Source organism: Phycisphaerales bacterium (assembly GCA_035627955.1).
Lineage (GTDB): Bacteria > Planctomycetota > Phycisphaerae > Phycisphaerales > UBA1924 > JAEYTB01.
Genome location: DASPKU010000002.1, coordinates 1 through 25,654, shown reverse-complemented (window position 1 = coordinate 25,654; position 25,654 = coordinate 1). Strand labels below are relative to the sequence as shown.

General features: G+C 68.1%; 30 protein-coding genes. 14 read left to right on the top strand and 16 right to left on the bottom strand.

The annotated features are described in order from the left end of the window. Positions 1-64: 64 nt before the first annotated feature. Together VD997_02290 and VD997_02285 are read right to left on the bottom strand one after the other, a co-directional pair. The gene (locus VD997_02290; protein ID HYE60800.1) at positions 65-1,780 is read right to left on the bottom strand and encodes a TolC family protein; all 1,716 of its coding nucleotides are present in this window, start codon (positions 1,778-1,780) and stop codon (positions 65-67) included. 78 nt (positions 1,781-1,858) lie between these two features. Next, positions 1,859-2,434 (bottom strand): DUF6584 family protein, encoded by a 576-nt coding sequence (locus tag VD997_02285; GenBank protein ID HYE60799.1) that lies wholly within the window; start codon positions 2,432-2,434, stop codon positions 1,859-1,861. An 18-nt stretch (positions 2,435-2,452) separates the two neighbouring features. Here VD997_02285 and VD997_02280 point away from each other — a divergent pair, with 18 nt between their 5' ends. Beyond that, complete coding sequence (locus VD997_02280; protein HYE60798.1) at positions 2,453-2,692, top strand: DUF433 domain-containing protein; 240 nt, start codon at positions 2,453-2,455, stop codon at positions 2,690-2,692. Continuing rightward, positions 2,689-3,033, top strand: coding sequence for a DUF5615 family PIN-like protein (locus VD997_02275; protein ID HYE60797.1), 345 nt, complete (start codon positions 2,689-2,691; stop codon positions 3,031-3,033). The genes VD997_02280 and VD997_02275 overlap by 4 nt, the downstream gene beginning before the upstream one ends. A 3-nt stretch (positions 3,034-3,036) precedes the next feature. Here VD997_02275 and VD997_02270 read toward each other — a convergent pair whose 3' ends face one another. Next, positions 3,037-4,749: an acyl-CoA carboxylase subunit beta gene (locus tag VD997_02270; protein HYE60796.1), complete on the bottom strand. Its 1,713-nt coding sequence runs from the start codon at positions 4,747-4,749 to the stop codon at positions 3,037-3,039. 32 nt (positions 4,750-4,781) lie between these two features. Then, positions 4,782-5,729 carry an MBL fold metallo-hydrolase gene (locus tag VD997_02265; GenBank protein HYE60795.1) on the bottom strand — a complete coding sequence of 316 codons (948 nt, stop codon included), beginning with the start codon at positions 5,727-5,729 and terminating at the stop codon, positions 4,782-4,784. A 141-nt stretch (positions 5,730-5,870) separates the two neighbouring features. Here VD997_02265 and VD997_02260 point away from each other — a divergent pair, with 141 nt between their 5' ends. The 4 genes from VD997_02260 to VD997_02245 all read left to right on the top strand — a co-directional run bounded on the left by VD997_02260 (position 5,871) and on the right by VD997_02245 (position 9,195). Next, a complete protein-coding gene (locus VD997_02260) occupies positions 5,871-6,599 on the top strand; it encodes a hypothetical protein (GenBank protein HYE60794.1) in 729 nt (242 codons plus the stop codon). A gap of 37 nt (positions 6,600-6,636) precedes the next feature. After that, the gene (locus tag VD997_02255) at positions 6,637-7,434 is read left to right on the top strand and encodes a suppressor of fused domain protein (protein ID HYE60793.1); all 798 of its coding nucleotides are present in this window, start codon (positions 6,637-6,639) and stop codon (positions 7,432-7,434) included. Between the two features lie 93 nt (positions 7,435-7,527). Next, positions 7,528-8,040, top strand: coding sequence for a hypothetical protein (locus tag VD997_02250; protein ID HYE60792.1), 513 nt, complete (start codon positions 7,528-7,530; stop codon positions 8,038-8,040). Positions 8,041-8,133: 93 nt separating this feature from the next. Beyond that, positions 8,134-9,195 (top strand): PAC2 family protein, encoded by a 1,062-nt coding sequence (locus tag VD997_02245; GenBank protein ID HYE60791.1) that lies wholly within the window; start codon positions 8,134-8,136, stop codon positions 9,193-9,195. A gap of 124 nt (positions 9,196-9,319) precedes the next feature. Here the strand turns inward: VD997_02245 and pyrE are convergent, their stop codons facing one another. Beyond that, positions 9,320-9,859, bottom strand: coding sequence for an orotate phosphoribosyltransferase (pyrE, locus tag VD997_02240; protein HYE60790.1), 540 nt, complete (start codon positions 9,857-9,859; stop codon positions 9,320-9,322). 170 nt (positions 9,860-10,029) lie between these two features. Here pyrE and VD997_02235 point away from each other — a divergent pair, with 170 nt between their 5' ends. The 3 genes from VD997_02235 (at position 10,030) to dnaA (ending at position 14,211) form a co-directional block, all read left to right on the top strand. Beyond that, positions 10,030-11,124, top strand: a complete 1,095-nt coding sequence (locus VD997_02235; GenBank protein HYE60789.1) for a hypothetical protein — start codon at positions 10,030-10,032, stop codon at positions 11,122-11,124. Between the two features lie 102 nt (positions 11,125-11,226). Beyond that, positions 11,227-12,162, top strand: coding sequence for an MBL fold metallo-hydrolase (locus VD997_02230; GenBank protein ID HYE60788.1), 936 nt, complete (start codon positions 11,227-11,229; stop codon positions 12,160-12,162). Between the two features lie 573 nt (positions 12,163-12,735). After that, positions 12,736-14,211 (top strand): chromosomal replication initiator protein DnaA, encoded by a 1,476-nt coding sequence (dnaA, locus tag VD997_02225; protein ID HYE60787.1) that lies wholly within the window; start codon positions 12,736-12,738, stop codon positions 14,209-14,211. A 507-nt stretch (positions 14,212-14,718) separates the two neighbouring features. On the opposite strand, the gene mutM is transcribed toward dnaA, so the two are convergent. Further along, a complete protein-coding gene (mutM, locus tag VD997_02220; protein ID HYE60786.1) occupies positions 14,719-15,582 on the bottom strand; it encodes a bifunctional DNA-formamidopyrimidine glycosylase/DNA-(apurinic or apyrimidinic site) lyase in 864 nt (287 codons plus the stop codon). A gap of 43 nt (positions 15,583-15,625) precedes the next feature. Between mutM and VD997_02215 the strand changes: the two genes are divergently transcribed. Beyond that, entirely contained in the window at positions 15,626-16,498 is an 873-nt protein-coding gene (locus VD997_02215) for a hypothetical protein (GenBank protein HYE60785.1), read from the top strand. On the opposite strand, the gene tadA is transcribed toward VD997_02215, so the two are convergent. Continuing rightward, positions 16,476-16,970 (bottom strand): tRNA adenosine(34) deaminase TadA, encoded by a 495-nt coding sequence (tadA, locus tag VD997_02210; GenBank protein ID HYE60784.1) that lies wholly within the window; start codon positions 16,968-16,970, stop codon positions 16,476-16,478. The two genes, VD997_02215 and tadA, sit on opposite strands and share 23 nt — an antisense overlap. After that, positions 16,967-17,962 (bottom strand): twin-arginine translocase subunit TatC, encoded by a 996-nt coding sequence (locus VD997_02205; GenBank protein ID HYE60783.1) that lies wholly within the window; start codon positions 17,960-17,962, stop codon positions 16,967-16,969. The genes tadA and VD997_02205 overlap by 4 nt, the downstream gene beginning before the upstream one ends. A gap of 191 nt (positions 17,963-18,153) precedes the next feature. Here VD997_02205 and VD997_02200 point away from each other — a divergent pair, with 191 nt between their 5' ends. From VD997_02200 to VD997_02185, 4 genes are all read left to right on the top strand, one after another. After that, the gene (locus VD997_02200) at positions 18,154-18,744 is read left to right on the top strand and encodes a sigma-70 family RNA polymerase sigma factor (GenBank protein HYE60782.1); all 591 of its coding nucleotides are present in this window, start codon (positions 18,154-18,156) and stop codon (positions 18,742-18,744) included. 181 nt (positions 18,745-18,925) lie between these two features. Further along, positions 18,926-19,576: a hypothetical protein gene (locus VD997_02195; GenBank protein ID HYE60781.1), complete on the top strand. Its 651-nt coding sequence runs from the start codon at positions 18,926-18,928 to the stop codon at positions 19,574-19,576. An 86-nt stretch (positions 19,577-19,662) separates the two neighbouring features. Then, a complete protein-coding gene (locus VD997_02190; GenBank protein HYE60780.1) occupies positions 19,663-20,772 on the top strand; it encodes a PDZ domain-containing protein in 1,110 nt (369 codons plus the stop codon). Between the two features lie 353 nt (positions 20,773-21,125). After that, entirely contained in the window at positions 21,126-21,380 is a 255-nt protein-coding gene (locus tag VD997_02185) for a hypothetical protein (GenBank protein HYE60779.1), read from the top strand. A 144-nt stretch (positions 21,381-21,524) separates the two neighbouring features. Here the strand turns inward: VD997_02185 and VD997_02180 are convergent, their stop codons facing one another. The 8 genes from VD997_02180 to VD997_02145 form a co-directional block, all read right to left on the bottom strand. Beyond that, positions 21,525-21,911: a hypothetical protein gene (locus VD997_02180; GenBank protein ID HYE60778.1), complete on the bottom strand. Its 387-nt coding sequence runs from the start codon at positions 21,909-21,911 to the stop codon at positions 21,525-21,527. A gap of 104 nt (positions 21,912-22,015) precedes the next feature. Then, positions 22,016-23,458 (bottom strand): regulatory iron-sulfur-containing complex subunit RicT, encoded by a 1,443-nt coding sequence (gene ricT / locus VD997_02175; protein ID HYE60777.1) that lies wholly within the window; start codon positions 23,456-23,458, stop codon positions 22,016-22,018. Positions 23,459-23,497: 39 nt separating this feature from the next. Beyond that, the gene (locus VD997_02170; protein HYE60776.1) at positions 23,498-23,890 is read right to left on the bottom strand and encodes a hypothetical protein; all 393 of its coding nucleotides are present in this window, start codon (positions 23,888-23,890) and stop codon (positions 23,498-23,500) included. A gap of 14 nt (positions 23,891-23,904) precedes the next feature. Next, positions 23,905-24,246 carry a hypothetical protein gene (locus tag VD997_02165; GenBank protein HYE60775.1) on the bottom strand — a complete coding sequence of 114 codons (342 nt, stop codon included), beginning with the start codon at positions 24,244-24,246 and terminating at the stop codon, positions 23,905-23,907. Between the two features lie 76 nt (positions 24,247-24,322). Then, a complete protein-coding gene (locus VD997_02160) occupies positions 24,323-24,574 on the bottom strand; it encodes a hypothetical protein (protein HYE60774.1) in 252 nt (83 codons plus the stop codon). Between the two features lie 11 nt (positions 24,575-24,585). After that, the gene (locus VD997_02155; protein ID HYE60773.1) at positions 24,586-24,867 is read right to left on the bottom strand and encodes a hypothetical protein; all 282 of its coding nucleotides are present in this window, start codon (positions 24,865-24,867) and stop codon (positions 24,586-24,588) included. A gap of 69 nt (positions 24,868-24,936) precedes the next feature. Continuing rightward, on the bottom strand, positions 24,937-25,275 hold the full coding sequence (locus VD997_02150) for a transcriptional regulator (GenBank protein ID HYE60772.1): 339 nt from the start codon (positions 25,273-25,275) through the stop codon (positions 24,937-24,939). Between the two features lie 4 nt (positions 25,276-25,279). After that, positions 25,280-25,654, bottom strand: a 375-nt coding sequence (locus tag VD997_02145; protein ID HYE60771.1) for a hypothetical protein, incomplete at its 5' end; no start/stop codon positions are given.

Genomic DNA, 25,654 nt, shown 5'->3' with positions numbered 1-25,654 from the left:
ACGGAGACCGAGGCCCTTCTGTCGGTGAAGGGTATCTGGAATGCGCCCCGTGTGAGGCTTGGATTCAGGGTTGGGCGGGGGGCGTGGGTGTGTTGTCGGCGGCGGAGGAATTGGGGAGTTCTTCCACCGGATTTCCTTGGCCGGTTGATGGTTCAGGCTCGGGGGACCACGTCACCTTGCTGGCGCCCAGGAGCGTGCCCGTGGCGAAGGCGAGGTCCACCTGCGCGATCTGGTAGTCGGCGAGGGCGCGGGCCTCGGCGAACTCGGCCTCGGCGAGGCGGGTCGCGGCGTCGAGCACGTTGGTGCTGGTGGAACCACCGACGTCGAACTGCCGCTGCTCGGCCTGGAGGGTGCGGCGGTTCAGGATCACCGACTGCCGGGCCGCGAGCACGCGCTGCCAACCGGAGTCGATGGCGTCCACGGCGTTGAGCACTTCCTGGGTGATGGCGAGCTCGCGGGCCTGCTTCGTTGAGAGCCGCTGGATGCGCTCGAGGATGGCCGAGCGCAGGCGCGAGCGGGCGGCCTCGTTGCCCAGGGGGATTTCGGCGGTGAGGCCGAGCTCCCAGTCCTCGAAGCGGTTGCGCTGGAGCGTGTGGAAGGAGTCCTGCGTGGAGCCGCCCAGGCCGTTGACGCGGTAGGTGTAGTCGAGGGTGAGCAGCGGGAGCGTCTGGTTGCGGGCAAAGGCGATATTGGCGGCGTCGGCGGCGAGGCGGAGCTCGAGCTCGAGCATCTCCATGCGGTTGTCGAGCGCCTGCTTCACGAGGGCCGAGGTGTCGAAGACGTACTCGACGGGGTCGGGCGGGGAGGCTGGCACGACCATCGTCTGGGTGTCGAGCGTGAGGCCGGGGATGTTGATGATGCGCTTGAGCTCGCGCTGCTGGAACTGCACGTTGTTCTGGGCGACGATGATGGCTTCGAGGCGGTCGGCGCTGCCGGCCTGGGCGCGGGTGACCTCAATCGGCGCCGCGAGGCCTGAGTCGACACGGCGCTGGGCGCGGGCCTCCTGATCGGTGGCGAGCTCGTACTGCTGCTGCGCGACCTCCAGCTCGCGCCGGGCCTGGAAGAGGCGCCAGTACGAGCGGTCCACGGCCGCGAGCTGGCGGATGACCTCAAGCTTGGTCTGGGCCTCAGTCGCTTGAAGGTTGTAGCCGGCGATGCGGAGGGCGGCGGTGTTGGCGCGCCGCCCGGCTCCACGGAGCAGCTCGTGGCTGAGGGAGAACTCCAGGTCGCTGCTGTATGCGGGGTTGAGCGTCGAGAACGGGTTGTTGTTCTCGTTCTTCTGGATGGGCAGGCGGACCACGGCCTGGCCCCCCGTGCGCGTGGGGATGCGGACGCCGGGGATGAGCGTGAGGTTCTTGGACTGAGCAGCGCTCAGCTGCGAGGAGGTGGGGGCGTCGATCTCGCTGTAGGCCGCGCGGAGGGTGAAGGCGGACTCGAAGCGGGCCTCTTCGAGGGAGACCTGCTGGGCCGCGATGGTGGGGTTAACGAGGGCAACCTTGAGGTCGAGGTTGTGGCGGAGGGCCTGGGCGCGGGCTTCCTCCAGCGGCAGATCGAGCTTCTCAAGAGCGGCGAAGCGCAGGCGGGCGGCCGCGGCATCCTGCGGAGTCGGCGGCGTGGGCCGCTTGAACTCCTCGAGGCGCGAGGGCGGGATGTCGCGGAGACGCTCAAGGGCCACGCGCTTGGCGTAGTCGCCATCATTGGCGGCGAAGGGGTTGCCCTCGCACGCGGCGAGCAGGAAGGGCAGGCTGAGGCAGGCGGTGGTGATAGCGGCGCGGCGCACGGATGGTCCTGTGGTCGGGGAGGACAGGGTACACGTTGTTGGGGAGTCGCGGGCGCGGCTTGCGGTGGATCCGTGGTGCTACTGGAAGAGGCGCACCAGCCACAGGATGACGGTCACGAGGCCCACGAGGGCGAGCACCGGGACCCCGATCCAGAGGGAGGCGCAGCCGAAGCCGAGGGCGCGGTCGGCGGCGCGCTCCCCCTTGCTGCGGCGTTCACGCTTTGGGCCCTGCTTGTAGAACGGCGGCATGATGCGGGCGATGCGCTCGCGGGCGGCGGGCGGATAGGCGTCGAGCGGGAGGTTGCGCGCCCAGGGTGGGAGGGCGATCCAGAGCTGGAAGGGGTTATGGCCGCGGGAGGCCTCGAATCGCGCGATCGAGGCGGGGGCGTGCTCATCGCTGGAGTCGATGAGGAAGTACCACTGGCCCGCCGCGGCAGGGTCTCCCATGCGGAGGCAGAGGCGGGCAACGCGCTCGATGATCTCGGGGCGGTAGGCGGCCTGCGCGGCGGCCTCCACGCCGGCGAGCTGCGAGGGCAGCGGCTCGCGTGTGCCGCCCTTGCCGGCGAGGGTGCGGAGGTAGGAGGCAAGGCGGCGTCGGGCCGAGGCGAGATCGCCGTTGGCTTCGTCGTGCGCGGCTCGGTCAAGGGCGGACATGCCGTATGATTAGAACGCATGGACAATGGGCAGCACAAGGCCTTGCTCGAGAGGATCACGCAGCGCCCCGGGCAGTGCGGCGGGAAGCCGTGCATCCGCGGACTGCGCATCCGGGTTTCGGACGTGTTGGAGATGCTGGCGGCGGGGGTTGGCGAGGACGAGATCCTGGCGGACTACCCGGACCTTGAGCGGGATGACATCCGGGCGGCGCTGGTCTTCGCGGCGAAACGAGTTTCGCACAGTCAGGTGGCGGCTTGACCTTGTGGGTCGACAACCAGCTGCCGCCTGCTATCGCTCCCTGGATCGCCACGACCTTTACGATCGAGTGCCGCCACGTGCGTGGCACGCCGCTGCACACCGAGGACGACGCGGTCATCTTTCAAGCGCTGCGACAGCCCGGGGTCGTGATTCTGTCGAAGGACGAGGACTTCGCCGACCTGGTCACGCGTCTCGATGCGCCTCCGCAGGTGCTCTGGATCCGTGTGGGCAACACCTCGAATCGTGCGTTGAAGGAGTACTTCACGCTGACACTGCCGCGTGCGATTGAGTTGCTCAAGCGCGGCGAGCCGTTAGTGGAACTGCTCGAGGCAAGTCAATAACCATCACGTCTGCAGCACGCCGGTCTTGAACGGCTTGCTGTAGTCCCACCCCTGGTTCGCGGCCTCGAGCGCCGCGATGAGCTCGTCGCGGGTCTTGTGGGGTTCGATGAGGCAGTCGACCCAGCCGCGGGCGGCGCCGTGGCGGATGTCGGCCTGCTCGGTGTAGCCGGCGTGCACGGCGGCGAGGATCTGTTTGTGGGTGGCCTCGTCGATGACCTCGCCCTTGCGCTTGCGGCTGGCTTCTTCGATGGTGGCGAGCACGCCGGTGGCCTGGTTGGCGCCCATGACCGCGCACTTGGCGCTGGGCCAGGCGAAGGAGAGGAACTGGTCGAAGGCGCGCCCGCACATCGCGTAGTTGCCCGCGCCGTAGGAGCCGCCGGTGATGACGACGATCTTGGGGACGATGCAGTTGCTCATGGCGTTCACCATCTTGGCCCCGCTGCGGATGATGCCCGCCTGCTCGCTGTCGCGCCCGACCATGAAGCCGGTGGTGTCGTGCAGGAAGATCAGCGGGATCTTGCGCTGATTGCAGTCCATGATGAAGCGCGCGGCCTTGTCGGCGGAGTCGTCGTAGATGACGCCGGGCATGGCGGTCGCCTTGCTCGGTCCGGCCTTGCCGCCCGGCATGGTGCGCTGCGTGAGCTTCTTCTGGTTGGCGACGATGCCGCAGGGGAAGCCGCCGATCTTGGCGTAGCCGCAGACGAGGGACTGGCCGTAGTCGGCGCGGTACTCGTCGAAGTCGGGGGCGAGGGACTCGAGGCCGTCGGCGTTGGGGACGGCGCGGGCGTCGACAATCGCGGCGATGAGCTCCTCGACGTCGTACTGGGCGCCGGGTTTGTCGGTGAAAGCGGTGTAGAGGGTCTCGGCGTCCTTCGCGGCGTGGCTGCGCGTCTTGGTGGCGGGCGTGATGTGGTTGTACTTGCCGACGAGGTCGCGGAGGCGGCGGATGCAGCTCTCGTCATCCTTCTCCTTGAAGTCGATGGTGCCGCTGATGGCCGCGTGCATGTCGGCGCCGCCGAGCTCCTCGTCGGTGACGACTTGGCCGATGGCGGCCTTCACGAGCGCCGGGCCTGCCAGATACAGCCCAGAGCCCTCGGTCATAAGCAGCGTGTCGCAGAGCACGGGGAGGTAGCCGCCGCCGGCGACGCAGTTGCCCATGATGGCCGCGATTTGGGGGATGCCCTCGGCGGAGATCACGGCGTTGTTGCGGAAGATGCGGCCGAAGTCGTCGGTGTCGGGGAACACATCTTCCTGCAACGGCAGGAACACACCGGCCGAGTCCACCAGATAGATGAGCGGCAGGCGGGCCATCTGGGCGATGGTCTGGGCGCGGATGATCTTCTTGCAGGTCATCGGGAAGAACGCGCCGGCCTTCACGGTGGCGTCGTTGGCGATGATCATGCAGCGGCGGCCCTGGACGACGCCGATGCCCGTCACGACGCCGGCGGCCGGCGCGCCGCCGTGTTCCTTGTACATCTCGTATGCGGCCCAGAGGCCCAGCTCCTGGAAGTTGGAAGACCCTCGCTCGCGCGTCGGGCTCGTCGGGTCAACGAGCCGTTCAATCCGCTCGCGGGCGGTGAGGCGGCCCTTCTCGTGGATGCGCTCCACGGCCTTGGGCCCGCCACCCTGGCGGAGCTGCTCCTCGGCCTTGAGGAGCTGGGCGGTGAGGTCCTTGAGGGTTGGGGCGGGAGCAGGGGCAGCGGGGGCCTGGGTCATAGGACCCCGAGGGTATCAGGCGCGCGGGCTCGTCAGCGGCGGACCTGGCGCGGGTGCGTGATCCGCTCTTCCGCGGCGGGCGTACGGCCGCGACCCGAGGCTCCGCGCCCGGGTGTGACGCCAGACTGCGTGGGCGGGGCGCTGGGCTGCACGAACTCGTCCATCTCGTGCGGGTCGTGCGAGCAGATGACCTTCACCATGCCCGGAAACTGCCGCTGGAGCTCGCGCAGGCGTTCCTGGTTGCGGATGCGCAGGTCGCGGTCGGCCTGGTAAACCTGCTGGTAGGCCTTCACGCCCACGGGAGGATTCATGGTGCCGGTCGGCTCGACCTCGCGGTAATCGAAGTACGCGTCGCCGGCGTGGAAGAGGTAGGTGTCACCGGTCTTGACGGCGATGCCGCAATGGCCCACGGAGTGGCCGTGGAGGGGCACCATCAGGACCTCGGACTTGAGCCCCTCGACGGCGCGGACGCCGCCGAAGCCGAACCACTCGCCCCCGCCGGCAAGGTAGAGGTTCCAGCGCGGCGAGTGGGCCCACTGCACGGGCGCGTAGCGGCGGGACTTCCAAAGTGTCCTGCTCCCGGTGGCCGTCTTGTGCTCAAGCGTTGAAACGTGGACCGTTGCGCGGGGGAAGTCGCGCAGGCCGCCGGCGTGGTCGAAGTCAAGGTGCGTGAGGACGATGTCTCGTACATCCTCGGGCGAGTAGCCCAAGCGCTTCACGTGCGCGAGGGCAGTCTCGGCAAGGTCCAGGCGCGGGCGCATGAGCGGGAGCCACAGTGGGCCGCAGGTCTGTACGGCGTGCGCGATGTCGTAGGTGCCCAGGCCGGTGTCGATGAGCGCGAGGCCACCCTCGAGCTCAAGGATAAGACAATGGCACACCAGGCGGGCGGACTGGAACCAGCCGCCCTCACCGTTGATGACACGCCGGCTCATGGGGCAGAACGTGGCGCAGTTGACGTGGTAGATCTTCGAGGAGTTCACGCTCGAGGCTAGTGGGGCAGGCACCAAGGACGCGTCAAATCGGCGCGGAGAGGTGCTCACCCGCTCGATGTGCCTCAAAGGGAGTGTTCGGTGTTGAACGGGCCCGACGCGCCCGTTAGGCTCAAAGCCCAAGGAAGCCCCATGGACACTCGCGCACTCATCGTCCTGCCGGTGCTGCTCGCCCCCGCGGCGATCGCGCAGAACATGGTCCCGCTGGCGGGCTCGCCCGTCTCCTTCGCCGACAACGCCCTCACGCCGCTCGTCATCAGCGACGACTCGGCCCTGATGGTGCGCACCTCGCGGCCGGGCCCCTTCCAGCTGCAGCTCGAGCTCTTCCCAGCCGGCACAGCCCAGGTCACCGGGCCCCTGCAGCCGATGACCATGATCGACGCGAGCAGCCCCTTCCAGACCGGCGTGCAGCCCATCTACTGCTACCCGCCCAACCTGCCGCAGTACTGCCCCACGCCGCACTTCCTCACCCAAAACCAGTACGCCTACTTCGGCTTCCGATTCGAGGACATCGTCGGCACGCACTACGGCTGGATGCGGATGGAAGCGCGGGACCTGGGGTTCGGGCGTCTGGAGATCGAGATTGTCGGCGGCGCGTACGACTCGCGCGCTGGTGTGGGCGTGCCCGCGGGGATCATGGACGAGGGGCCCGTGTGCCCCGACACCTGCGGCACATCGGACTTCAACGGCGACGGCGACGCCGGCACCGACCAGGACATTGAAGCGTTCTTCGCCTGCCTCGGCGGGAGCTGCTGCGAAACCTGCTGGTGCTGGGGCGCCGACTTCAACGTCGATGGGGACGCGGGCACGGACCAGGACATCGAGTCGTTCTTTCGCGTGCTGGGCGGGAACCCCTGCTAGCGCGGCGTGCTAGTGTCTCGGCCCAAGGAGATGCCCCATGACCCTCAACCCCGGCAAGCCCGCGAACCGTGACGAGGACAACGACGACGACCTGCCGCGCGAGGTGACGCCCGGCGGAAGTGAAGTCATCCGCCACGAGGCGAACTTCGCGGAGGACCCGGGGTGCGCGTACCTTGACGAGGCCGAGATGGTGGCCATCCAGGACCATGTCCGCGAGCACATCGGCGACGTGGTGGATGTCATGCACGAGATCGCCTCCGAGGGCGTGCACCTGGACATCGTGCCGGTGCACGTCGATGACGAGGATGGGGACTTCACATTCGCCGTCACCATGGGCATGAGCGCGGCCCCGATGAACATGCCGCCCATGCAGCTGGAGCCCGGCGAAGAAGACGATTTCGCCCTGCCCTCGCCCTACGCGGAGCTCTTCATCGTGCTGCCGGGGCACTGGCCTGTTACGCAGGAGGCCCTGGAGAACCCGGAGAACTGGTGGCCATTCTTCCTGCTCAAGGAGTGCGGGCGCCTTCCGGTGCTGTTCGACACGTTCCTGGGCCCGGGGCACACCGTGCCCAACGGCGACCCGCCAGAGCCCCTGGCGCCCGGCTGCCCATTCGTTGGCGCCGTGGTGGTGCAGGGCGAGATCATCAGCGAAGAGTTCTCGCGCCTGGAGACCGAGGGCAAGACGATCGACTTCCTGTTCCTGGCCCCGCTGCACGCGGATGAAATGCGGTACAAGCTCGAGCACGGGTACAACGCGCTGCTCGACCTCTTCGAGCAGAAGGAGATGGACCCCTTCGAGCTGGCCAACCCGGAGCGGCCGAGCGTCTGCTCCTGATCCTGGCCCATCCCATCTGGCGAATCCTCAGGATCCGCCCGGAGTTCAGGCCGCTTTAGACCCGGCCTGACCGTGTTCGGGGCACACTGGCCTATGCCTGCGCTCGTTCACCTGACCGACGGCAAGGACGCGGAGCGGATCAGGGCGTGCGGCCTGCACGGCCTGCCCGCGTGCTTCCCCGGGGCACGTCTCACAGACAAGGTGCAGCTCGCCCAGGCGGTGTTCGCCATGCCCCTGCTGCCCAACGAGTCGGCGACGCACCAGTGGATGACCGAGCTGCTGGGGCGCGGGTACAAGACGATCGTGGCCGTGCACTTTGAGGTGGACCGGCACACAAAGGTGTGGGTGGGGCGCGAGCGTCACGAGCACCTGTGCCTACCCGTGTGTGACGCGGTCGACCGGATGCACAAGGCCAGCGACCTGCGCGGATGGGAGATCATCATCCCCGGCGATGTCCCGAGCGCGGCCATCATCGACCTGCGACAGGTCCCCTGTCGGGTGGTGCCGACGAAGGCGGAGCTCCACCCCTGCGATCCGGGTGAGCGTGGAAGTTCGCATGCACCCGAACGCCTTTCACCCTCCGTTGACCCTCGGCTGCCAATCTGACAAGCGCAGGGGCACGCGAGCCCGGGTGGCAGCGTTCCCTGGCCCGCCAGGGCCGAAATCGGTGGCCCAACGTTTGCCGAATCCATGGGTGATATGGCCAAGAAGCCCGAAACAACGCCACGCAAGAAGAAGCCCGAGGGCCCGCGCCCCTGGATGGTCGCGGCGTGGCCCGGCATGGGGAACGTCGCCGTAATCGCGGCGGGGTACCTCGTGCAGGAACTCGAGATGCGACCCGTCGCGGAGTTATTCCCCCGCGGGCACTTCGACATCCAGCAGGTGACCGTGAAGGAAGGCGTGATCGTCCCGCCCCACATGCCGCGGAGCGTGATCTACAAGTGGAAGAACCCGGTGCAGGGCGGGCGCGACCTGTACGTGTTCCTGGGCGAGGCACAGCCGACCTCGGGGACGTACTCCTTCGCGCACGAGCTGCTGGATCGCGCGGCCGAGCTGAACATCGAGCGGGTGATCACGTTCGCGTCGCTCGCGTCGCAGCTGCACCCCTCGAGCGAGCCGCGGGTCGTGGGAGCTGCAACGGACCAGGCGATGCTCGACGAGCTCAAGCGGCTGGAGGTCCGCACGCTCGAGGACGGCCAGATCGGCGGCCTCAACGGCGTGATCCTGGGGGCCGCGAGCCAGCTCGGGATTTCCGGCATGTGCCTGCTGGGTGAGATCCCGTTCTTTGCAGCCGCCGTGCCCAACCCAAAGGCCGCGTCCGCGGTGCTGGACGTGTTCAACGTCCTCGGCGGCGTCAGCATCGACATGGACGAGCTCAACGGCCATGCCAAGGCCGTGGAGGAAGCCCTCGTCGAGCTGATGGAGCGGATGAAGCAGACCGAGCGCGGCGTCGAGCTCGAGGAGATCGAGGACGACGAAGAGCCCGAGATCGAGGAGGGCGGCGAGGCGACCGGGATCATCGAAAAGCCCGAGCCGGTGAAGGACGCGCCCGAACGCCGCGGCGACCCCGTCGAACGCGGCGGCGCCGAGCGCGAGCCCAAGCTGCTGGACTTCTCGACCAAGAACCGCATCGAGCAGATGTTCGTGGAGGCCCGCAAAGACCGCGGGCGCGCGATGCGGCTTAAGGACGAGCTCGACAGGCTGGGTGCGTTCAAGCAGTACGAGGACCGGTTCCTGGACCTGTTCAAGCGGGCGGAGTGACTGCTTCACGACGCCGGGACTGAGCCGCTCTGGGCGAAGTCCCGGATTGGCCGTGGCCTTCCGGGCGCGGCGAGTCGCGCACAACCCGGGACTTCGGCGAGGACGCCTCAGTCCCGGCGTCGTGTCAAACTCCCAGCTCGGCCTTCGTGAACAGCGAGTCGAACACCAGCCCGGCGCTCTCGACGTTCTCGCGGGCACCTTCGAGGCGATCGATGGTTGCAATCACCGCGAGCACCTCCGCGCCCAGGTCCCGCAGCACCGACACCGCCTCCAGCGCCTGCCCGCCGGTGGTCGCCACGTCCTCGACCAGCACCACGCGGTCGCCCTTGTTCAGCACGCCCTCCAGCTGCTTGCTGGTGCCGTAGTCCTTCTTCTTGTTGCGCACAAAGAGGCAGGGCAGCCCGGTCTCCAGCGATGAAATCGTGACCAGCGGGATGCCGCCGAGCTCGGCGCCCGCGAGGCGGTCCACCTTCTTGTTCAGCCGCTGCTCGACCGCGCGGATGCGCTCGGCAAAGAGCGGCGCAAGCCCCTTGAGCAGCTCAGGGCGCGTCGAGAACAGGTACTTGTCAAGGTAGTAGTTCGAGGTCTTGCCCGAGCGGAGCGTGAACGTGCCGCGGAGCACCGCAATCTCGGCGATCTGCCTGGCGAGTGAAGCCTTGTCCATGGGCCGAGTGTAGAGCAGCAGCAGGAACCCCGACCGTGACGGAGGGGATGGGCTCGCCTCGCGGCCATCCGTGCTGCTCTGGTGTCATTGCTACCCGCGGCGGGACAAGCCCTCTCTGACGCTCAGGCCTCCTGTTTCCTACGATCCTCGATCCCAGAGGAGCCCCGCCCATGCTGATGCGCACCGCCGTTCTCGCCCTCGTTCTCGCCGCGGGCGCCGCCCACGCGCAGATGGTCGCCCCGGATGCAGCACCGGCCCCCGCCGCGCAGCCGGAGCAGCCGCAAACCCTCATCCGCCAGGACCCCGCGACCGGCATGGTGGTGCGCCTGGAGACCACGCCCGAGGAGGCGGCCCTCGAGCTTGTGAAGCTCGACGAAAAGGAGAAGGCCGCGGTCGACAAGGCCCTCGCCGAGCGCGGCGCCATCATCGACAAGGCTGTCTCGGCCAACATCGGCACGCTGCTCAAGTCCCAGGGCTTCCGCAAGGACGACACCAACCAGGAGCGCATGCAGGCGCTCGTCGAGCTCCAGAAGCAGGCGGGCAAGAGCCTGGAGGCGTACAACAAGGAGCACGGCTCGCTGATGCAGCAGATCGAGAAGCTCATCGCGCCGGAGAAGGCCGCGACCGTGCGCCGCCTCGCCAGCGACTACCGCACCGCCATCCAGCTGCAGAACGAGGCCACCTTCCGCACCTCTAAAGAAAAGGACGAGCAGAAGCGGATGTCGCAGATCCGCGGCATGGAGGCGATGCTCGCCTTTGGTGTCGAGGTCCGCCGCAGCTACGACCGTCACATCGCCGCGAAGGAGGGGCAGCTCAGCGCGATGCTCACCAAGGCGGGCGTCACGCCCGAGCAGGAGGCGACGGTCCAGGGCCTCACCGCCGAGTATCAGATGACGACCGAAGGCCGGCCCACGGTGACGCAGCGGCGCGAGTTCTTCCAGAAGGTGTTCGGCGCCCTGGACGACCGGCAGAAGCTGCTGCTGCTGAGCGAGATCTACGGCGTCAAGCCGCCAGAGGCCGCGCCGCAGCCGGTGCCGGCGCCGGTGGCAGAACCGAAGAAGTCCAGCGCCATCCCTTCACCAATCACCGACGAGGCGATCGCTGTGCTTGATCGTAATAAGGCAATGAAGGAGTGGTCCTCGCGCAAGGCCTTCCTTCAGAAGAATCCGGACCTCCCCGAATCGACCAGGGTCCGGCTGGAGGTTGAGGTTGAGAAGTGCAAGGCTCAGATGTTCAAGGAGCACGAGAAGAGCAGGAGGAAGTGAACCGCTCGTTCCGATCTTGCGAACCGTGGGCTACCATCGCCTGAGTTTGCCCACTGCCCCGCACTTCCCCCGCGCCCTCAACGCGCGGCCGGAGGATTCCCGATGCTCCCCAAGCCCCCGCCCCGTGAGGCGTCGCCCGGCTTCCTCTACCTGCCACCCTACCGGCTCTACGGCGAGTCCGTCGCCGGCGAGACCACGTGCCTGCAGATCCCCGAGCTTGACCTCGGGTTCGACATCGGCTCCTGCCCGCGGGCGATGCTGAGCTCCAAGTTCCTGGCCATCAGCCACGGCCACATGGACCACATCGGCTCGCTTGCGTACTTCTGCTCCCAGCGCCGCTTCCAGGGCATGGGCACCGCCAAGATCGTGTGCGACCAGCGCATCGCCCCCGCCATCAAGCGGATGATGGACGGCTACGTCGACCTCGAGCGGCAGCGCACGCCCTACGAGCTCATTCCGCTCCTGCCCGACCAGCCGCTGGAAGTCAAGAACAACATCGTGCTCAAGGGCTTTGAGACCGAGCACACCGCGCCCAGCTTCGGCTACACCGTGACCGAGAAGCGCACCAAGCTCCGCGAGCAGTACCACGACCTGCCGCAGGAGAAGCTCCGCGAGCTCAAGGACCGCGGCGTCGAGATCACGCGGAACCTCGAGATCCCGCTCATCGCCTACACCGGCGACACCTCGCCCGGCCCGCACCTGCTGCGCGAGGACGTGCGCAAGGCCCAGATCGTGATCAGCGAGTGCACGTTCTTCGAGCCCGACCACAAGGAGCGGGCCAAGGTCGGCATGCACATGCACCTGGACGACGTGGCCGAGTGGCTCCGCATCCTCGAGTGCCAGTACATGGTGCTGATCCACGTCTCGCGCCGCACCGACATGCAGTACGCCCGCCGCCGCATCGCCGAGGTCGCCGGGCCCAAGATGGCCGAGAAGGTGCTTTTCCTGATGGACTACAAGGCCAACCGCGCGCGCTACGAGGCCCAGCTCGCCGCCGCGGGCGTGAAGCTCGAGAAGCACGAGCGGGCGGAGGCGTAGGGCCTCTCGTCCTTTTGTCAGGTCGTCAGCAGAGTGGAGTATCGAAGCTTCCGGCCCCGAACGGGGCCGCTGAGTGTTGCCACGGGTGGAGCGAGGTCGCCGCGACCGAGCGGAACCCGTGGACGGCTCGCAGCACTCCGCCGCCCCAACGGGGCGGATGAACTTGAGAGCCGCACACCACCGGTTGAGCTCGAAGACTCGCTTCACCGGTGGCAACACTCCGCGGCCGCGTTCGCGACCGATGACACACGACACCAGGTACGCGAGCGCGCACGCGCCGACGCACTCCTGACACTTCCCGTGACGTGTTCGCACAATTTTCTGATCACCACCCCGCGCCACTTAGCCGCACTCCGCCTCGCGCGTCAAGGGCTCAAAAAAAACGCGCAGGGTTTGACACCACTCCACGCGCGAAGTACGTTCCCGTCCTGCTGTGGAGCGCCGGTGGACTCGCGGTAGCGAGTGGCGTTTTCAGGGCAGAAACGCGGTTCGTGGGACGTTCATATTCCTGGGTGACGTGCATCGGTGGACCCCCACGCCGGGGCCACTGGAAGGGTGTGAGAGACGATGACGATGGACCCTGATCGCCAGATCTGGGACGCCATGCTGGCGCACCTCCGTGCCAACTACCCGACCCTCTGCCGTCAATGGTTCGAGGAGCTCGAGCCCGTCGGCATCGGCGGCGGGTCGTTCCAGCTGCGCGCCCGCTCCGCGCTCCACCGCGACTACCTCAAGAAGCAGTGCGCCGAGCCGTTCAACGACGCGGCCCGCTCCGCCACCGGGCGCCTGCTCGCCATCCGCTTCCTGGGCCCCGACGACGAGATCGTTCGCCCACCCGCGCCGCCCAAGAAGGCCGAGCCGGCGCGCCCGGCGCCTCCGCATGTAAACGGCACGAGCAGCAACGGGACGCACGCCGCCCCCCCGCCGGGCGCACACACGCCCGCTCCGCTGCCCGAGATCAAGACGCCACCACCGGTAGAGTCCCCGCGGGACTCGCACCGCTACGAGTCGCTGGTCGTCAACCCCGACTGCTCATTCGAGAACTTCGTCGTCGGCCCCGCCAACCGCCTCGCGCACGCCGCCGCGATGGCCGTCGCCGCGAACCCGGGCCGCACGTACAACCCGTTCTTCGTCCACGGCGGAGTGGGCCTGGGCAAGACACACCTCCTCCAGGCCGTGTGCCTGAAGATCGCCGAGAGCAACCCGCGGGCCGTGCTGTACTACACGTCCTGCGAGGGCTTTGTGACGCAGTTCTTCGACTGCGTGCAGAACGGCGACATGAACGCCTTCCGCCACCGCTTCCGCGACGTGGACGTGCTGGTGATCGACGACATCCACTTCCTGACCAAGCGCGACCGCTCCCAGGAAGAGTTCTTCCACACCTTCAACGCCCTCTACCAGGCCAACAAGCAGATCATCCTGAGCTCCGACGCCCCGCCCGAGGAGATTCCGGACCTCGAGGAACGCCTCGTCAGCCGCTTCAAGTGGGGCCTGGTCACCAAGATCGACCAGCCCTGCTACGAGACGCGGATGGCCATCCTCAAGACCAAGGCCAAGCTCCGCGGCCTCTTCATGCCCGACGAGGTCGCCCAGTACCTCGCCCAGCGTATCGAGACCAACGTGCGGGAGCTGGAAGGGGCGGTGGTCAAGCTCCAGATCCTCTCCGCCACGCACGGGCGCCCGATCGACCTGGAGATGGCGCATGAGGCCGTGGGCGATCAGGCCCCCGCGATCGTGGGAGAGCCGACGATCCAGAACATCATCTCGGCGGTGACGGAGTTCTACTCGATCCGCCTGGCCGATCTCCAGGGCAAGCACCGGCAGCGGTCGATCGCCCTGCCGCGTCAGGTGTGCATGTACCTCTCCCGCCGCTGCACGAGGCACTCGCTGGAGGAGATCGGCGGGTTCTTCGGCGGGCGCGACCACACGACGGTCATGCACGCCATCCGCACGGTCGACACCAAGCGCGGCGGCGACGCGGACTTCGACCTCGTAGTGCGGTCGCTGGAGGAGAAGGTCCGCAACCCGCGGGGCGCGCAGGCGGGCTGAGTGCTTTCCCGAGCGTCTCGCAACGAGCCCGACGCGCGAGCGAGGGTTTCCGTTCTCCATTCAAACTCCCTCGCTTGCGCTTCGGGCTCGTCGGCCGGGGCTTCCCCGCGCGCAAAGGTCGTGTTCAGTTGGGGTTGTCTCAGGGGCGGGCAAGTGACAGGAAGCGTGTGGACACGGTGTGGATGGAGTGGCACCGGCGCGCGGGGGCGCTCGCCCTTTCATGTATGCCAGGGCTCACCGCCAACCGACAGCCCCGCGCAGGTGCGCGCCGGGCGCGATGACTGACACACAGGTGACAGGTTGGGATTTCCGCGACCCCACAGAAGTGCTGTGAATCACGGGAGTTGGAGAGTTCCACACGAGTTGTCCACATCCCGACAGCGCTTCTTACTATGACGATGAGAGTTTCTCATCTCTTCTTTAGAAGAGAGCTCCCGGACCCTCACGCGAAAAGCCCCTCCCGAGCCCGCTCGCGGCACGCCTGCTCCATGTGGATAACGCCCACGCTCACTTCTGGCAGCGGGAGCACCAGACCGTCGTACGCCCGCCCACGACCCCCTGCCTGAGCGTCCGCCCGCACTGGGGGCAGGGCTCGCCGCCCCGCCCGTACACGGCGTGGGTCTGCTGGGCCGTGCCCTTGCGGCCCTCCGCGTCCACGTAGTCCCGCAAGGTCGAGCCGCCCGAGGCAATAGACCGCTCCAGGACCGTCCGCAGGGCCGGGACCAGCCTCCGGTGCTCCTCGGGCTTCACACGCCGTGCGAGCCGTTGTGGCTTGATGCCGGCCAGGAAGAGGGCCTCGTCCGCGTAGATGTTGCCGACGCCAGCGATGACCTCCTGGTCGAGCAGCGCGGCCTTGATGGGCCGCTTGCTCCGATTGAGTGCCTCGATCAGGTGATTGGCGGTGACCTCCAGGGCGTCAGGTCCCAGTTTGGACCAGCGGGCTTCGCGCAGGGAGGCCAGGGAGTCGAAGGTCCACAGCCCGCCGAAGCGGCGGGGGTCCCGGAAGACGAGCGTGCCTGTCGGTTGCCCCTTGCGGGCCTCGACGAGCCACTGGGCGTGCACGTGCGTCGCGGGGAGCTCGGTGCCCTTTGGTCTCCAGAGGAGTTGGCCGGACATCCCGAGGTGCACGGTGATGCAGCGGCGGGACTCGCCGATGATGGCGAGCTGCTTGCCGTGACGCAGCAGCGAGTGCACGGTGTCGCCGGCGAGCAGGTCCGAAGGCGTGGTGTCCTTCTCGGTAATGCCCTTGGCGGTGCGCTGGTAGGAGTGGCAGATATCCGCGCGGTGGAGGACACCGCGGGCGAGGCGGCGGCCCACCAGGTGCGGCTCCAGCGTGCGGCGGACGCGTTCAACCTCGGGCAGCTCGGGCACGTGCCAAGGGTACGGGTGGCATGGTTGGGTAGGATGCAGCCGGATGAATCCGACCGACAGAGATCATCTTCGCTGTGTGCGCAAGCACGACTGGACCGATCGTGTATTTGGCACGCCTTTCCTCGTCCTGGGTCTGCTGCCGTTCCTGTGCGTCGTGGCCTTTGGCTTGGCGTACTTATTCGACCAACAACGCCGGGGAACGTTGGGTCAGATCGACGGAAAAAGCTGGATTATCTTCGCGGTGGCCGCGGCGTTGACGTTCCCGTTTTTCTACTACTCGGTGCTCGGCCTTCGCGGGCTGTACAGGGTGATTGAGATCTGGAGCGACCGGATCGTGGACCGTTGGGGCCCACTCAAGAAGGTGACGCCGCTGGCCCGGATAGAAACACTTGAGTGCCGCGCGTCGCGGTACTACAAGTTCGGGTTGTACGTGCGGACGAACCTGAAGGTGCGCGTCAAGGCGGGCCGGAGGACCATCCGATTTATGTGCCGGTACAACGAGGTGCCAAAGCTGCCGGTGGCCGGTAATGAGGAGTTTGAACCGGACAGAGCAATGGACGACGGGCTATCGGCCATCGAGGGCGCAATCGCGGACAGGCTTGAGCATCAACTGAAGGACAATGGCGAAGTGCGGTTCGGGCCGCTGTGCCTGCGAGCGGTGGGTGTGAAAGTTGCGGCAGATCAGGGGAAGGACCGATCGGTGCGGTGGAAGGATGTCACACGTGTGGAGGCCTCGCGAGCGACGCTCCCCGCGCCGAAGCTGAAGCTGTTCGCTTTCGGGGATGCACGGCCGATCGCAACCGTTACACGGCTTGAGAACTACGGCGCCGCCGTGAATCTCCTGAAGCGGTTTGCCCCGCAGGGTTTCCAGGAGCAGCCCGAAGGCGCCCCGGTCAGCGCGACCGCAGGTCTTTGAAGAACTCGCGGAGCACGTCGCCGCACTCTTGCGCCATCACGCCCGCGATCGGCGTGACCCGGTGGTTGAGTCGCGGGTCCTCGGTCAGCCGCATGAGCGAGCCCGCGGCCCCCGCCTTCGGGTCCGCAGCCCCGTAAACCACGCGGCCGAGGCGGGCATTCACGATGAGCCCCGCGCACATGGCGCAGGGTTCGAGTGTCACCACCAGCGTGCAGTCGTTCAGCCGCCAGTCGCCGCGGGCACGGCAGGCCCGCACGATCGCGATGTGCTCGGCGTGGGCGGAGGGGTCGTGGTCGGTCTCGCGACGGTTGAAGCCCTCGCCCAGGATCTCGCCCGTTGCGCTGAGATAGACCACCGCGCCCACGGGCACCTCGCCCAACACCGCGGCCTCGTCCGCGAGCACCAGCGCCCGCTGCATCGCCCTCACATCAAAGGGCGTGGCGCCGGCCGGCACTGGCGCGGACGCGCTCATCGCGGCCCCTCGACCAGGTCGTCCTCGTACTCCTCCTCGCTGCTACCCCACCGCGAGCCCGTGCGCTTGCCTGCTACGCGCTTAGCAGGGAACAGCCGCAGCAGGATGCCGCCGAGCTCATAGAGTAGGTACAGCGGCACGAGCAGCATGATCATCGATGCCGGGTCGCCGGGCGTGATCGCGGCCGCGACGATGGCGCACACGAGGATCGCGTGCCGGCGGTACTTGCCCAGCGTCTTCTGGTCCACCAGCCCCGCCCAACCCAGCAGCAGCACCACCACCGGCGCTTGGAACGCGACCGCGAAGGCGATCGTCAGCGAGAGCAGCAGGCTGAAGTACTCGCTGTAGCGGAACTCGGAGACCGCGCCCACGCTGGCCTTGAGCGACACCGACGCGATGGTGGGCACGCTGTCCTTCACTGCGACGCAGATCCGCAGCAGGTTCTGCGAGGTGTTGATCCACGCGGAGCCGGGCTGCAGTGCGTCCGCGGGCGGATCAGCGGCGAGCAGCGGCATGTTCGCGAGCGTCGTCCCGGGCGGCAGCGGGGCCACTGCGATCTCCGAAGCTCCCAGCGCGCTGTTGAAGTCCAGGAAGAACGTCAGGATCAGCGGCATGATGTAGAAGTAGAGGAATGCCACGCCGCTGGCCGTGAGGATGGTCGAGAGCGGGATCAGGAAGTACGCGAAGCGCTTCTCGTGCGAGTAGAGGCCCGGCGAGACGAACTTCCACAGCTGGTAGATGAGCCAGGGCGCGCCGACCACCACGGCCGCGAGAATCGCGACCTTCATATAGACCGCGAAACCTTCGGCCGGTCCGGTGAGGATCATCTGCCCCGCCTCGCCGTGGGCGCGGAGGGCGTCGGTGACGGGTTTGGTGATGACGTCCAGGAGCGGCTTGCCGAAGACGAAGGCGAGCACGATGATCGGGACGAGGCCAAGCAGCGCGATGATGACCCGGCGCCGGAGCTCTTCCAGGTGCTCGCCGAGGGACATGTGGGCTTCAGGGTCCTGTTTGGGCATATGAACGCGGGTTCAGCCGGGCGAACAGGATACGCCCGGGAGCGGTATCAACACCGATCGTGGGTAACACGTGGGCACGACAGCCAGAGCACGGTTGAGGCCCGTAAAGGCACGTGGCGGGAAACTCCTGGGCGCGCATCCCCATGAAGGCAACGGAGCCGTGTGTGGTTCAGGACCAGGCTGGGCTGAGGCTGACAAGGGGTGATCACCACGTCGACGCCACGGGCGGCGACGTGGTTGCTGCTATTTCAGGCGACCCTGAGGCGCTCAAGCGGGTGTGGAACGACAACCGCCGCTGGGTCGCGGCCGTGATCCTGGCCCACAAGCCCCGCTGGGCGGACTTGGACGACCTGCTCCAGGAGGTCGCCGTCTCGCTGGTGCGGAAAGTAGGGGAGGTCCGCGACCCCGCGGCCCTAAAACCCTGGCTCCGCACGGTGGCCATGAACGCCGCACTGGCCTCCGCCCGTTCGGGCCGCAAGCGGGCGCGGGACACCGGCATCGAGGACGATAACACGTACATGGGGCGGTCCGGCCGCCCCGAGGTCGGCAGCGAGGAGCGGGAAGAGGGGCGGCGGCTGATGGCCCTGGCCGAGAAGCTGCCCGACGGCTACCGCGAGCCGCTGCTGCTCAAGGCCCTGCACGACCTCAGCTACAGGGAGATCGGGGCGATCCTGGACCTGCCGGAGACGACCATCGAGACGCGGATCGCCCGCGGGCGGCGGATGCTGCGGGAGCTGGCGACGGCGAAGGTGTGAGGTCCGGCCCAAGTCTCGGCTGTAAAGCTGGGCAGCCTCCGGGCACCTCCCGCCCCCGCGACAGGGTCCGGGAAAAACCGGGGCCAACGTGCGCCAGGGGGGCGGAAATCAGGTCAGGAAACTTGAAAAATGACGGAGGACGGCGGGGTGCGCATCTGAGTGGTGTGGAAGGACCTCTGCGATGAACGACTCGAACCTGGACATTCTGATCACCCGCGTGCTGGACCAGCGGGCCAGCGCCGCGGACTGGGTCGAGCTGGAGGCTCTGGCGGCTCGCGACGCCTCGGTGTGGCGCGAGCTGGCGATGGCGCATAAGCAGGAAGCCGCCCTGAGCAGCGCGGTGCGGGAGGCCGCGGGGCGCTCGTCTTCCATCGAGTTGCCTGCCGGTGAGGGCGCGTCGCCCGCGCTGGTGCACCCGGCGGTCGCGCAGCATGCCGAAGCGGGTGTGCGCAGCCGCGTGCGGCTGGTCGCGACATGGAGCGGGTGGGCCGCGGCCGCGCTGGTGGCCCTCGCCTTTACCACCGGCCAGATCGGGCCGCGTACCACTCCGACCAGCACGCAGGTCGCCAGCCCCACACTCGGCCTCCCTGACATGCTCAACAGCTACCTCGAGCAGGGCAAGAAAGAGGGCGTGGTCGTCGGCGAGCTCCCGGAGAAGGTGGTGCTCGACACGGTGAAGCAGCCCGACGGCCGCACCGAGATCGTGTTCGTCCGCCAGATCGTGGAGCGGGCGCAGGTGAACGACCTCTACAAGCCCACCACCGATGAGGCCGGCAACCCCACGATGGTGAAGGTGCAGATCAAGGTCAACGGCCGCAAGTCGGCCATGTGAGCAAGATTCGTTCGAGCATCGCTCGAGCAGACGAACTGGTTTGGGGTGCAAGCGGGGAACTGGGTTCCCCAATGAAGGAGTCAGTCATGCAGATCAATGGCACTTCGATGAAGCGAGTGATGAGCCTGGCCGCGATGATCGCGGTGATGGCCGGCACCGCCGCGGCCAACGCCCAGGAGGGCGACGACCGCATGCAGGGCTTTGATCAGCCCCTCAAGGGCCGTCGCGGGCAGGAGTCCCGCGCCACGTCGACGACGGTGATGAGCGAGAGCGACGGCGAGCACACCTACACGGTCAAGATCGAGGGCGACAAGGTCACCGGAGAGATCGACGGCAAGGAGCTGCCCGAGAAGCGCCTGCGTCAGCGCGGCGGGCGCGTCGAGATCCTCGATGAGAACGGCGACGTGCTCAAGACCTTCCACACCAACGTTGTGGTGCGGAATCTGTATGGCGCCGCCCCGCGCTTCCGCGTGGAAACCCTCGAGCCCGGGCAGGGCGGCGCACTCGCCGGCCCCGGCGGCGTCACCGCGTGGGCCCCCGCCGCGACGCCTCCGAAGGCGATGATGGGCGTCACGATGACCGACGCCGAGGACGGCGGCGCCATGATCGACACCGTGATGGAGGGCATGCCCGCGGAGAAGGCGGGGCTCAAGCCCGGCGATCGCGTGGTGAAGGCCAACGGCAAGGACGTCGACAACCAGCAGGCGCTGCGCGAGGTGATCGCCAAGGCCGAGCCGGGTGACACGCTGACCCTGACCGTTGATCGCGACGGCAAGCAGCAGGAGCTCAAGGTCAAGCTGGCCAAGTGGGACCAGACGAAGGTCGCCCCCGCCCCGATGCCCGACGTGTTCCGGCAGTTCCACGGCGGCAACGAGAACCTGGACGAGGCCCGGGAGAGCCTCCGCAAGGCCCTCGATCTGCTCAAGGACACCAAGCGCGTCGAGGGCAAGGCGCTCGAGAACGCCCGCGAGGCCCTCGAGAACGCCCTGGAGAAGCTCGACGAGGCCAAGGTCCACGGCTTCCGATGGAACGCCGATGACCAGCTCCGCGTCTACAGCGGGCGCGGGCAGAAGTTCGTGCTGCCACAGGGCGCCGCGCCCATTGACGAGGACATGGCCCGCCAGATGGAGCGCCTCAACGCTCAGCTGGAGCGCATGAACAAGCGGATGGAAGAGCTCGAGAAGAACCGGCGCTGACGCGCCGCAGTAATCACAATCGTCTCCGTTCGGAGCGGGCCGCATCGCCACCCCTGGTGCGGCTCGTTCCTTTTTTGGCTTTGATCAAACGACGCCGGGACTGAGCCGCTCTGGGCGAAGTCCCGGGTAAGTGCGCGCGGACGATTGAGGCACATACGGCTCCACCGCGCGCGTACCCGGGACTTCGATCGCGTTGCGATCTCAGTCCCGGCGTCGGGCTGCTTTCCAGTTATCAGATCCAACTCGCAACACGACGCATGAATTCCCAAGAACCTGACGAAGGTTCACCGCGCTCTGCGCATCTTGTTGAGCACGGGGTGAGCAAGCACATCGGGGTAATCGAGGATTCGGCGATGGAACGTGGCTCACTCGTCAAGGACCTGGTGCGTGTGTGCGTCGCTGTCGCGTTGGGAACGTGCGCGACCTTGTGCATCGCCGCGATCGCGGAAACTGGGCCGCCCCCGGTGCGCAGCGCCGCGGCCGCGCCTCACGACATCGGCATGATCTTCGGCCCCGTAGGCCCGCTTGCTGGCCCGCTCGCGGGCCCGCTCATGGGCCCGGGCATGTCGCCGCTGATGGAGATGCCGGCGCAGGTGTACATCTTCTGACGCTGACGCGCTTCGTTGTGAGCACCTGAGCATTCTGATGAGGCGGCGGGCGCGGGGAGTGCCCGTCCGCAAAAGCGAAACACCACCGGCTCGTGGGCCGGTGGTGTTCGCGTTTGTGTGTCTAGCTGTGAGCCGCGTGCGCGATCAGCCCTGACCGCCGCCGCCCATCCCGCCGCCGCCACCGCCGCCCTCGTTACCCGAGGACTCGATGATGATGTCGGTGGCCTGGGCGCCGCCCATGCCGCCGCCCATCCCGCCGCCGCCGCCGCCACCACCGCCGCCGGAGCGACGGCCCGAAGACTTCTTGCTGGTCTTCTTGCTCGACGACTTCTTGCTGCTCGACTGGCCACCGGCCTTCTTGCTGCTCTTCTTCGCGCTCCCGCTGGAGCCGCCGCCCGCGCGACCGCCGCCGCCGCGGCTCGAAGACTTCTTGCTGGACTTCTTACCACTCGCCTTGCTGGACGACTTCTTCCCGGCCTTCTTCGCGGCCTTCTTGCCGCCGGCCTTCTTCGTGCTCTTCTTCTTCGCCATGGACAATGCCTCCTGGTGGAAATGCTGAGGCAGAATACATCCGAATCGGTGGTGTCGGCCAGTGCCGCCGCGTGATTCACAACTCAGGCTGTGAGAGATTCACCTCAGGGCGCGGGCGGGCCGCCCTGCGGACGCCCGCCGCCCGGACCTCCCGAACCCTGGCCGGGACCCTGGCCGGGGCCTGGGCCGGGACCGCTGCGACGGCGACGCCGCCGGCGCTTGTTCCCCTGGCCGGGTCCTCGGGGCGGGCGGGGCGCGCCATCGAGCGAGGGTCCACTTCCTTCCCCGTTCACGCTGTCTGGCTGGATCGGCGCATCCTCGCCAAGGTCGTCGACATCGTTGGCGTCTTCCTGGTCCGCGGGCGCAACCGGCTGTGGGGCCGGGCGTTGCGGCGGCTGGGGGGGACGCTGAGGGCGTGGCCCACGCTGGTCGCGCTGGCCGTCGCGGGAACCCTCGCGCGGGCCGTCTTGCACGCCCTCCCGGCGGGGGCGGCCATCCCGCGGACCATCACGCATGCCATCGCGGGGCGGACGTCCATCGCGCCCCTCCATCGGCGGATCGCGCCGGACCGGGGCCGCGTTCGTGGGCGCGGTCAGCTCCTCCACCGGAATCGCCACCTCCCGCGGCTTGCCGTCGGTCCCGGGCTCATCCAGCGAGACCAGCACCAGCTGCGTCAGGATCTGCGAGTCGATGACGATGCCGTCACCCTCGGGGGTGCCCACGCGGCTCTTGCGGCGGGGCAGCTTCTTCCGGAGGTCCTCGTACGTCGAGTCCTCGTACCGCAGGCAGCACATCAGCCGCCCGCACCGCCCGCTGATCTTGAGCGGGTCCAGCGTCGCCTTCTGCACCTTGGCCGACTTCATGCTGACGGGCTTCAGCACCTTCAGGAAGTTCTTGCAGCAGCAGTACTGCCCGCACTTCTCGTAGTCGGCCACCAGGCGGGCCTCGTCGCGAGCGCCCACGTGCCGCAGGTCCACCCGCGTCTTGAACAGCAGGGAGAGCTCGCGGATGAGGTCGCGCAGCTCCACCCGCTCCTCGGAGAGGTAGTACACCGTCAGCGTCTCGCCGCCCAGGATGGGCTCGACGTCGGTGATGCGGACCTTCACACCCAATCGCTCGGCCATGTCCCGCACCTGCAGCCGCAAGGCGTGGCGCGACTGCTCCAGCTGGGCCTGCTTGTCCATGTCGGCCATCTCGGCCACGCGCAGGGCCCGACCGTCAGAGAAGAACGGGTAGTCGCGCCCCCCGGAGTTGCTGATGTACTGGAGCATCTCCTTGCGGGAGACGCTCTTGCCGCACCCGGAGTTGGGGCAGGTGCTGGTGAGCATCTCGCCGATCTCGGTGCCGCGGAAGGTGCGCACGACGATCTTGGAGCCGCACCCGGGCTTGACGTTGCCGGCGTAGGGGAACTCGCCGACCATCTTGAGGGCGCCGAAGCGGACCACGAGAGTCTTGGGCGTCTTGAGGGCCTCGTACTCGGCCCGGTCGGCCTCGTCGAGCTGGGCCTTGAGGTCGGCCTCGAACTGGGGCAGTGGATAGATGGGCATTGCGTTCTTTCGTGCGGGGCCTCGCGTGCCCTTTGAGTCTTACTTGCCCTGGCTCATGGCCCGGGCGTCCTGGAAGAGCTTGGGGACGCTCAGCCGCTGCTGCAGGAGCACGCCGTTGCGGTCGCTGCGGTACACCAGCAGCTCCTCGGTGCGCCCCTCCAGCACCAGCAGCAGGTCGTCGGCCCCGCCGTCGGCGGTCATGACGGTGAGGTTACCGGTCTGGCTGACCATCCCCGCCTGCGCTGCGTCGCCGCGCTCAAAGGGCTGGGCCAGCATCGTCTCGGCCTGGATCAGCACCAGCGCCAGCAGCACGAAGGCGCTGGCCCACAGGGCGTTGAAGGGGGGGCGGGTCGGGGTGGGAGCGGGCGCCGGGGTGGCGGGTGAATCAGAACCTCGCTCGCGCGTCGGGCTCGTTTGCGTGTCGTTGGTCATGAGTGCGCTCCTGTTCACCGGCCGGGGGGTGCGGTGGCGCCGTCGCCCGAGAGGTTGCGGTAGCCCAGGCCCATCAGCGACTGCTTGCCGGTGTCCCAGCGGAGGGCGATCAGCTCCTGGTTGGAGGAGTCGATGATGTACACGGCGTCGGCCCCGCCGCTCATCGTGCGGCCCGAGACCATCGTGTACTGCCCGCGGGCCCGACCCGCCCCCACGCCCGGCTGGGCCGTGGCCAGCGGTGCGAAGGTGATCGCCCCCAACGTCGCCAGCAGCGCGGCGTTGATCGCGATCAGCCCGCGACGCCCGGCGAAGGCGCGGGCGAACCTCCCAGAGAGTGAAGTGGAATCGGTGCGCATCAGGACCCTCCTGCGGGCGCCTCGCGCCCGCGTTACTGGAGACCCCTGCCCGCTTGAAGTCAGACCCTGCGAGGGGTCAGTCCTGGTGGCCGCGCTTGCTGGGGATGAGGGCCGCGCCGCCCGCGAGTGCGACCACGACCACGATGGCCATGTAGTTCCACACGATGGGCGGGTCGTCCGGCTTGTTGGGGGCCGGCGGCTTGAGCGACTCGTGCTTCTTGGGCTCGGTCTGAGCGAGCGCCGACGGCGCCGCCACACCCACGAAGAGGGCCACCAGCAGGAGCACAAGGCCCGGCACACCGGACCTCAGGAAGGCGGGGGTCTTCATAACCCCAGATGCTACCAGACGCTCCCCGTGAAAGCGAGCCGGTTTCGGATGGGAAGGTGGGAGTGGAGGAGTGGAGGAGTGGGGGAGTGGGGGAGCGCGTTGAGCACCAGCGCCGCGAGGAGCCCGCCGAGGACGAGCGCCGGATGGAGGAGGGCCTCCGGCGGACGCAGCAGCTCCCGGCCCGTAGCCGCCTGGAGGAGCCCGGCTACGACGAGGCTGAGCGCTGGCAGGCTGAGGAGCAGCCCGAGCCCGGCAAAGTGGCCGGGGTGGCGGTCGAAGAACGAGAGGGTCATGGCAAGGATGGAGCAGGGGGTGAAAGCGGCGGCGAGAAGTGGGATAAGAGGAGGGGAGCAGTGCTTCCCTCATCCCCCTTCCCCCTTCACCCGTTGCACGAGCGCTTCCATCTGGTCGAGGTAGCGTTCGAGGGCGCGGCGGCCGGCGTCGGTGAGGCTGTACTCCGTCCGCGGCGAGCGATCGTCGAAGAACTTGTGGCAGGCGATGTAGCCGGCGTCTTCGAGCTTCCGGGCGTGGACGGAGAGGTTGCCGTCGGTAAGGGCGAGGACCTCCTTGAGGTCGTTGAATGAGAGGCGGCCGGCGGCGGCAAGCGCGCTGACGATGCCGAGCCGGACGCGCTGGTGGATGGTCTCGTCGAGCGCGGGCGCGGCCGAGATGGCGGGGAGGCGGGTGCGGGTCGTAGCCATAGGATCAGGAAACGCGGACGCCCCGGCGGCTCCCCAGCACGGAGCCGGCCCCGACGAGGACCTCGCTGAGCACCGGGATCGCCGGGGTGTGGAGGTTCGACGCCGCGACGGCGAAGGCCACCGCGAACCCGGCGAGGCCCCCGGCCACCGTCGCCCCGAACGCCGCCGGCGCGAACCACCCCGCCCGCCGCCCGACGACCGCCGCGCCGACGACGCCGAGCACGCCGCCCGCGAGCGCGCCCCCTAGGAGGCCGGTTGGGCCGAGCGCGTTGCCCAGGATGGAGCCGCCCACGGCGAGGGCGCCGCTAAGAAGGCACGTCAGGGAGAAGAGGAGGAGCGGTCGCATCGTCTTCAGCCGCCGTACTGCCGGGCGAGGAGG

Coding starts and splice junctions, on each gene's coding strand:
- VD997_02230 (HYE60788.1), top strand. CDS start 11,227: ATGCTCCCCAAGCCCCCGCCCCGTGAGGCGTCGCCCGGCTTCCTCTAC.
- dnaA (HYE60787.1), top strand. CDS start 12,736: ATGGACCCTGATCGCCAGATCTGGGACGCCATGCTGGCGCACCTCCGT.
- VD997_02270 (HYE60796.1), bottom strand. CDS start 4,749: ATGACCCAGGCCCCCGCTGCCCCTGCTCCCGCCCCAACCCTCAAGGAC.
- VD997_02245 (HYE60791.1), top strand. CDS start 8,134: ATGGCCAAGAAGCCCGAAACAACGCCACGCAAGAAGAAGCCCGAGGGC.
- VD997_02170 (HYE60776.1), bottom strand. CDS start 23,890: ATGACCAACGACACGCAAACGAGCCCGACGCGCGAGCGAGGTTCTGAT.
- VD997_02155 (HYE60773.1), bottom strand. CDS start 24,867: ATGACCCTCTCGTTCTTCGACCGCCACCCCGGCCACTTTGCCGGGCTC.
- VD997_02235 (HYE60789.1), top strand. CDS start 10,030: ATGCTGATGCGCACCGCCGTTCTCGCCCTCGTTCTCGCCGCGGGCGCC.
- pyrE (HYE60790.1), bottom strand. CDS start 9,859: ATGGACAAGGCTTCACTCGCCAGGCAGATCGCCGAGATTGCGGTGCTC.
- ricT (HYE60777.1), bottom strand. CDS start 23,458: ATGCCCATCTATCCACTGCCCCAGTTCGAGGCCGACCTCAAGGCCCAG.
- VD997_02250 (HYE60792.1), top strand. CDS start 7,528: ATGCCTGCGCTCGTTCACCTGACCGACGGCAAGGACGCGGAGCGGATC.
- VD997_02190 (HYE60780.1), top strand. CDS start 19,663: ATGCAGATCAATGGCACTTCGATGAAGCGAGTGATGAGCCTGGCCGCG.
- VD997_02205 (HYE60783.1), bottom strand. CDS start 17,962: ATGTCCCTCGGCGAGCACCTGGAAGAGCTCCGGCGCCGGGTCATCATC.
- VD997_02215 (HYE60785.1), top strand. CDS start 15,626: ATGAATCCGACCGACAGAGATCATCTTCGCTGTGTGCGCAAGCACGAC.
- VD997_02280 (HYE60798.1), top strand. CDS start 2,453: ATGGACAATGGGCAGCACAAGGCCTTGCTCGAGAGGATCACGCAGCGC.
- VD997_02285 (HYE60799.1), bottom strand. CDS start 2,434: ATGTCCGCCCTTGACCGAGCCGCGCACGACGAAGCCAACGGCGATCTC.
- VD997_02255 (HYE60793.1), top strand. CDS start 6,637: ATGACCCTCAACCCCGGCAAGCCCGCGAACCGTGACGAGGACAACGAC.
- VD997_02160 (HYE60774.1), bottom strand. CDS start 24,574: ATGAAGACCCCCGCCTTCCTGAGGTCCGGTGTGCCGGGCCTTGTGCTC.
- VD997_02260 (HYE60794.1), top strand. CDS start 5,871: ATGGACACTCGCGCACTCATCGTCCTGCCGGTGCTGCTCGCCCCCGCG.
- VD997_02150 (HYE60772.1), bottom strand. CDS start 25,275: ATGGCTACGACCCGCACCCGCCTCCCCGCCATCTCGGCCGCGCCCGCG.
- VD997_02195 (HYE60781.1), top strand. CDS start 18,926: ATGAACGACTCGAACCTGGACATTCTGATCACCCGCGTGCTGGACCAG.
- tadA (HYE60784.1), bottom strand. CDS start 16,970: ATGAGCGCGTCCGCGCCAGTGCCGGCCGGCGCCACGCCCTTTGATGTG.
- VD997_02180 (HYE60778.1), bottom strand. CDS start 21,911: ATGGCGAAGAAGAAGAGCACGAAGAAGGCCGGCGGCAAGAAGGCCGCG.
- VD997_02165 (HYE60775.1), bottom strand. CDS start 24,246: ATGCGCACCGATTCCACTTCACTCTCTGGGAGGTTCGCCCGCGCCTTC.
- VD997_02185 (HYE60779.1), top strand. CDS start 21,126: ATGGAACGTGGCTCACTCGTCAAGGACCTGGTGCGTGTGTGCGTCGCT.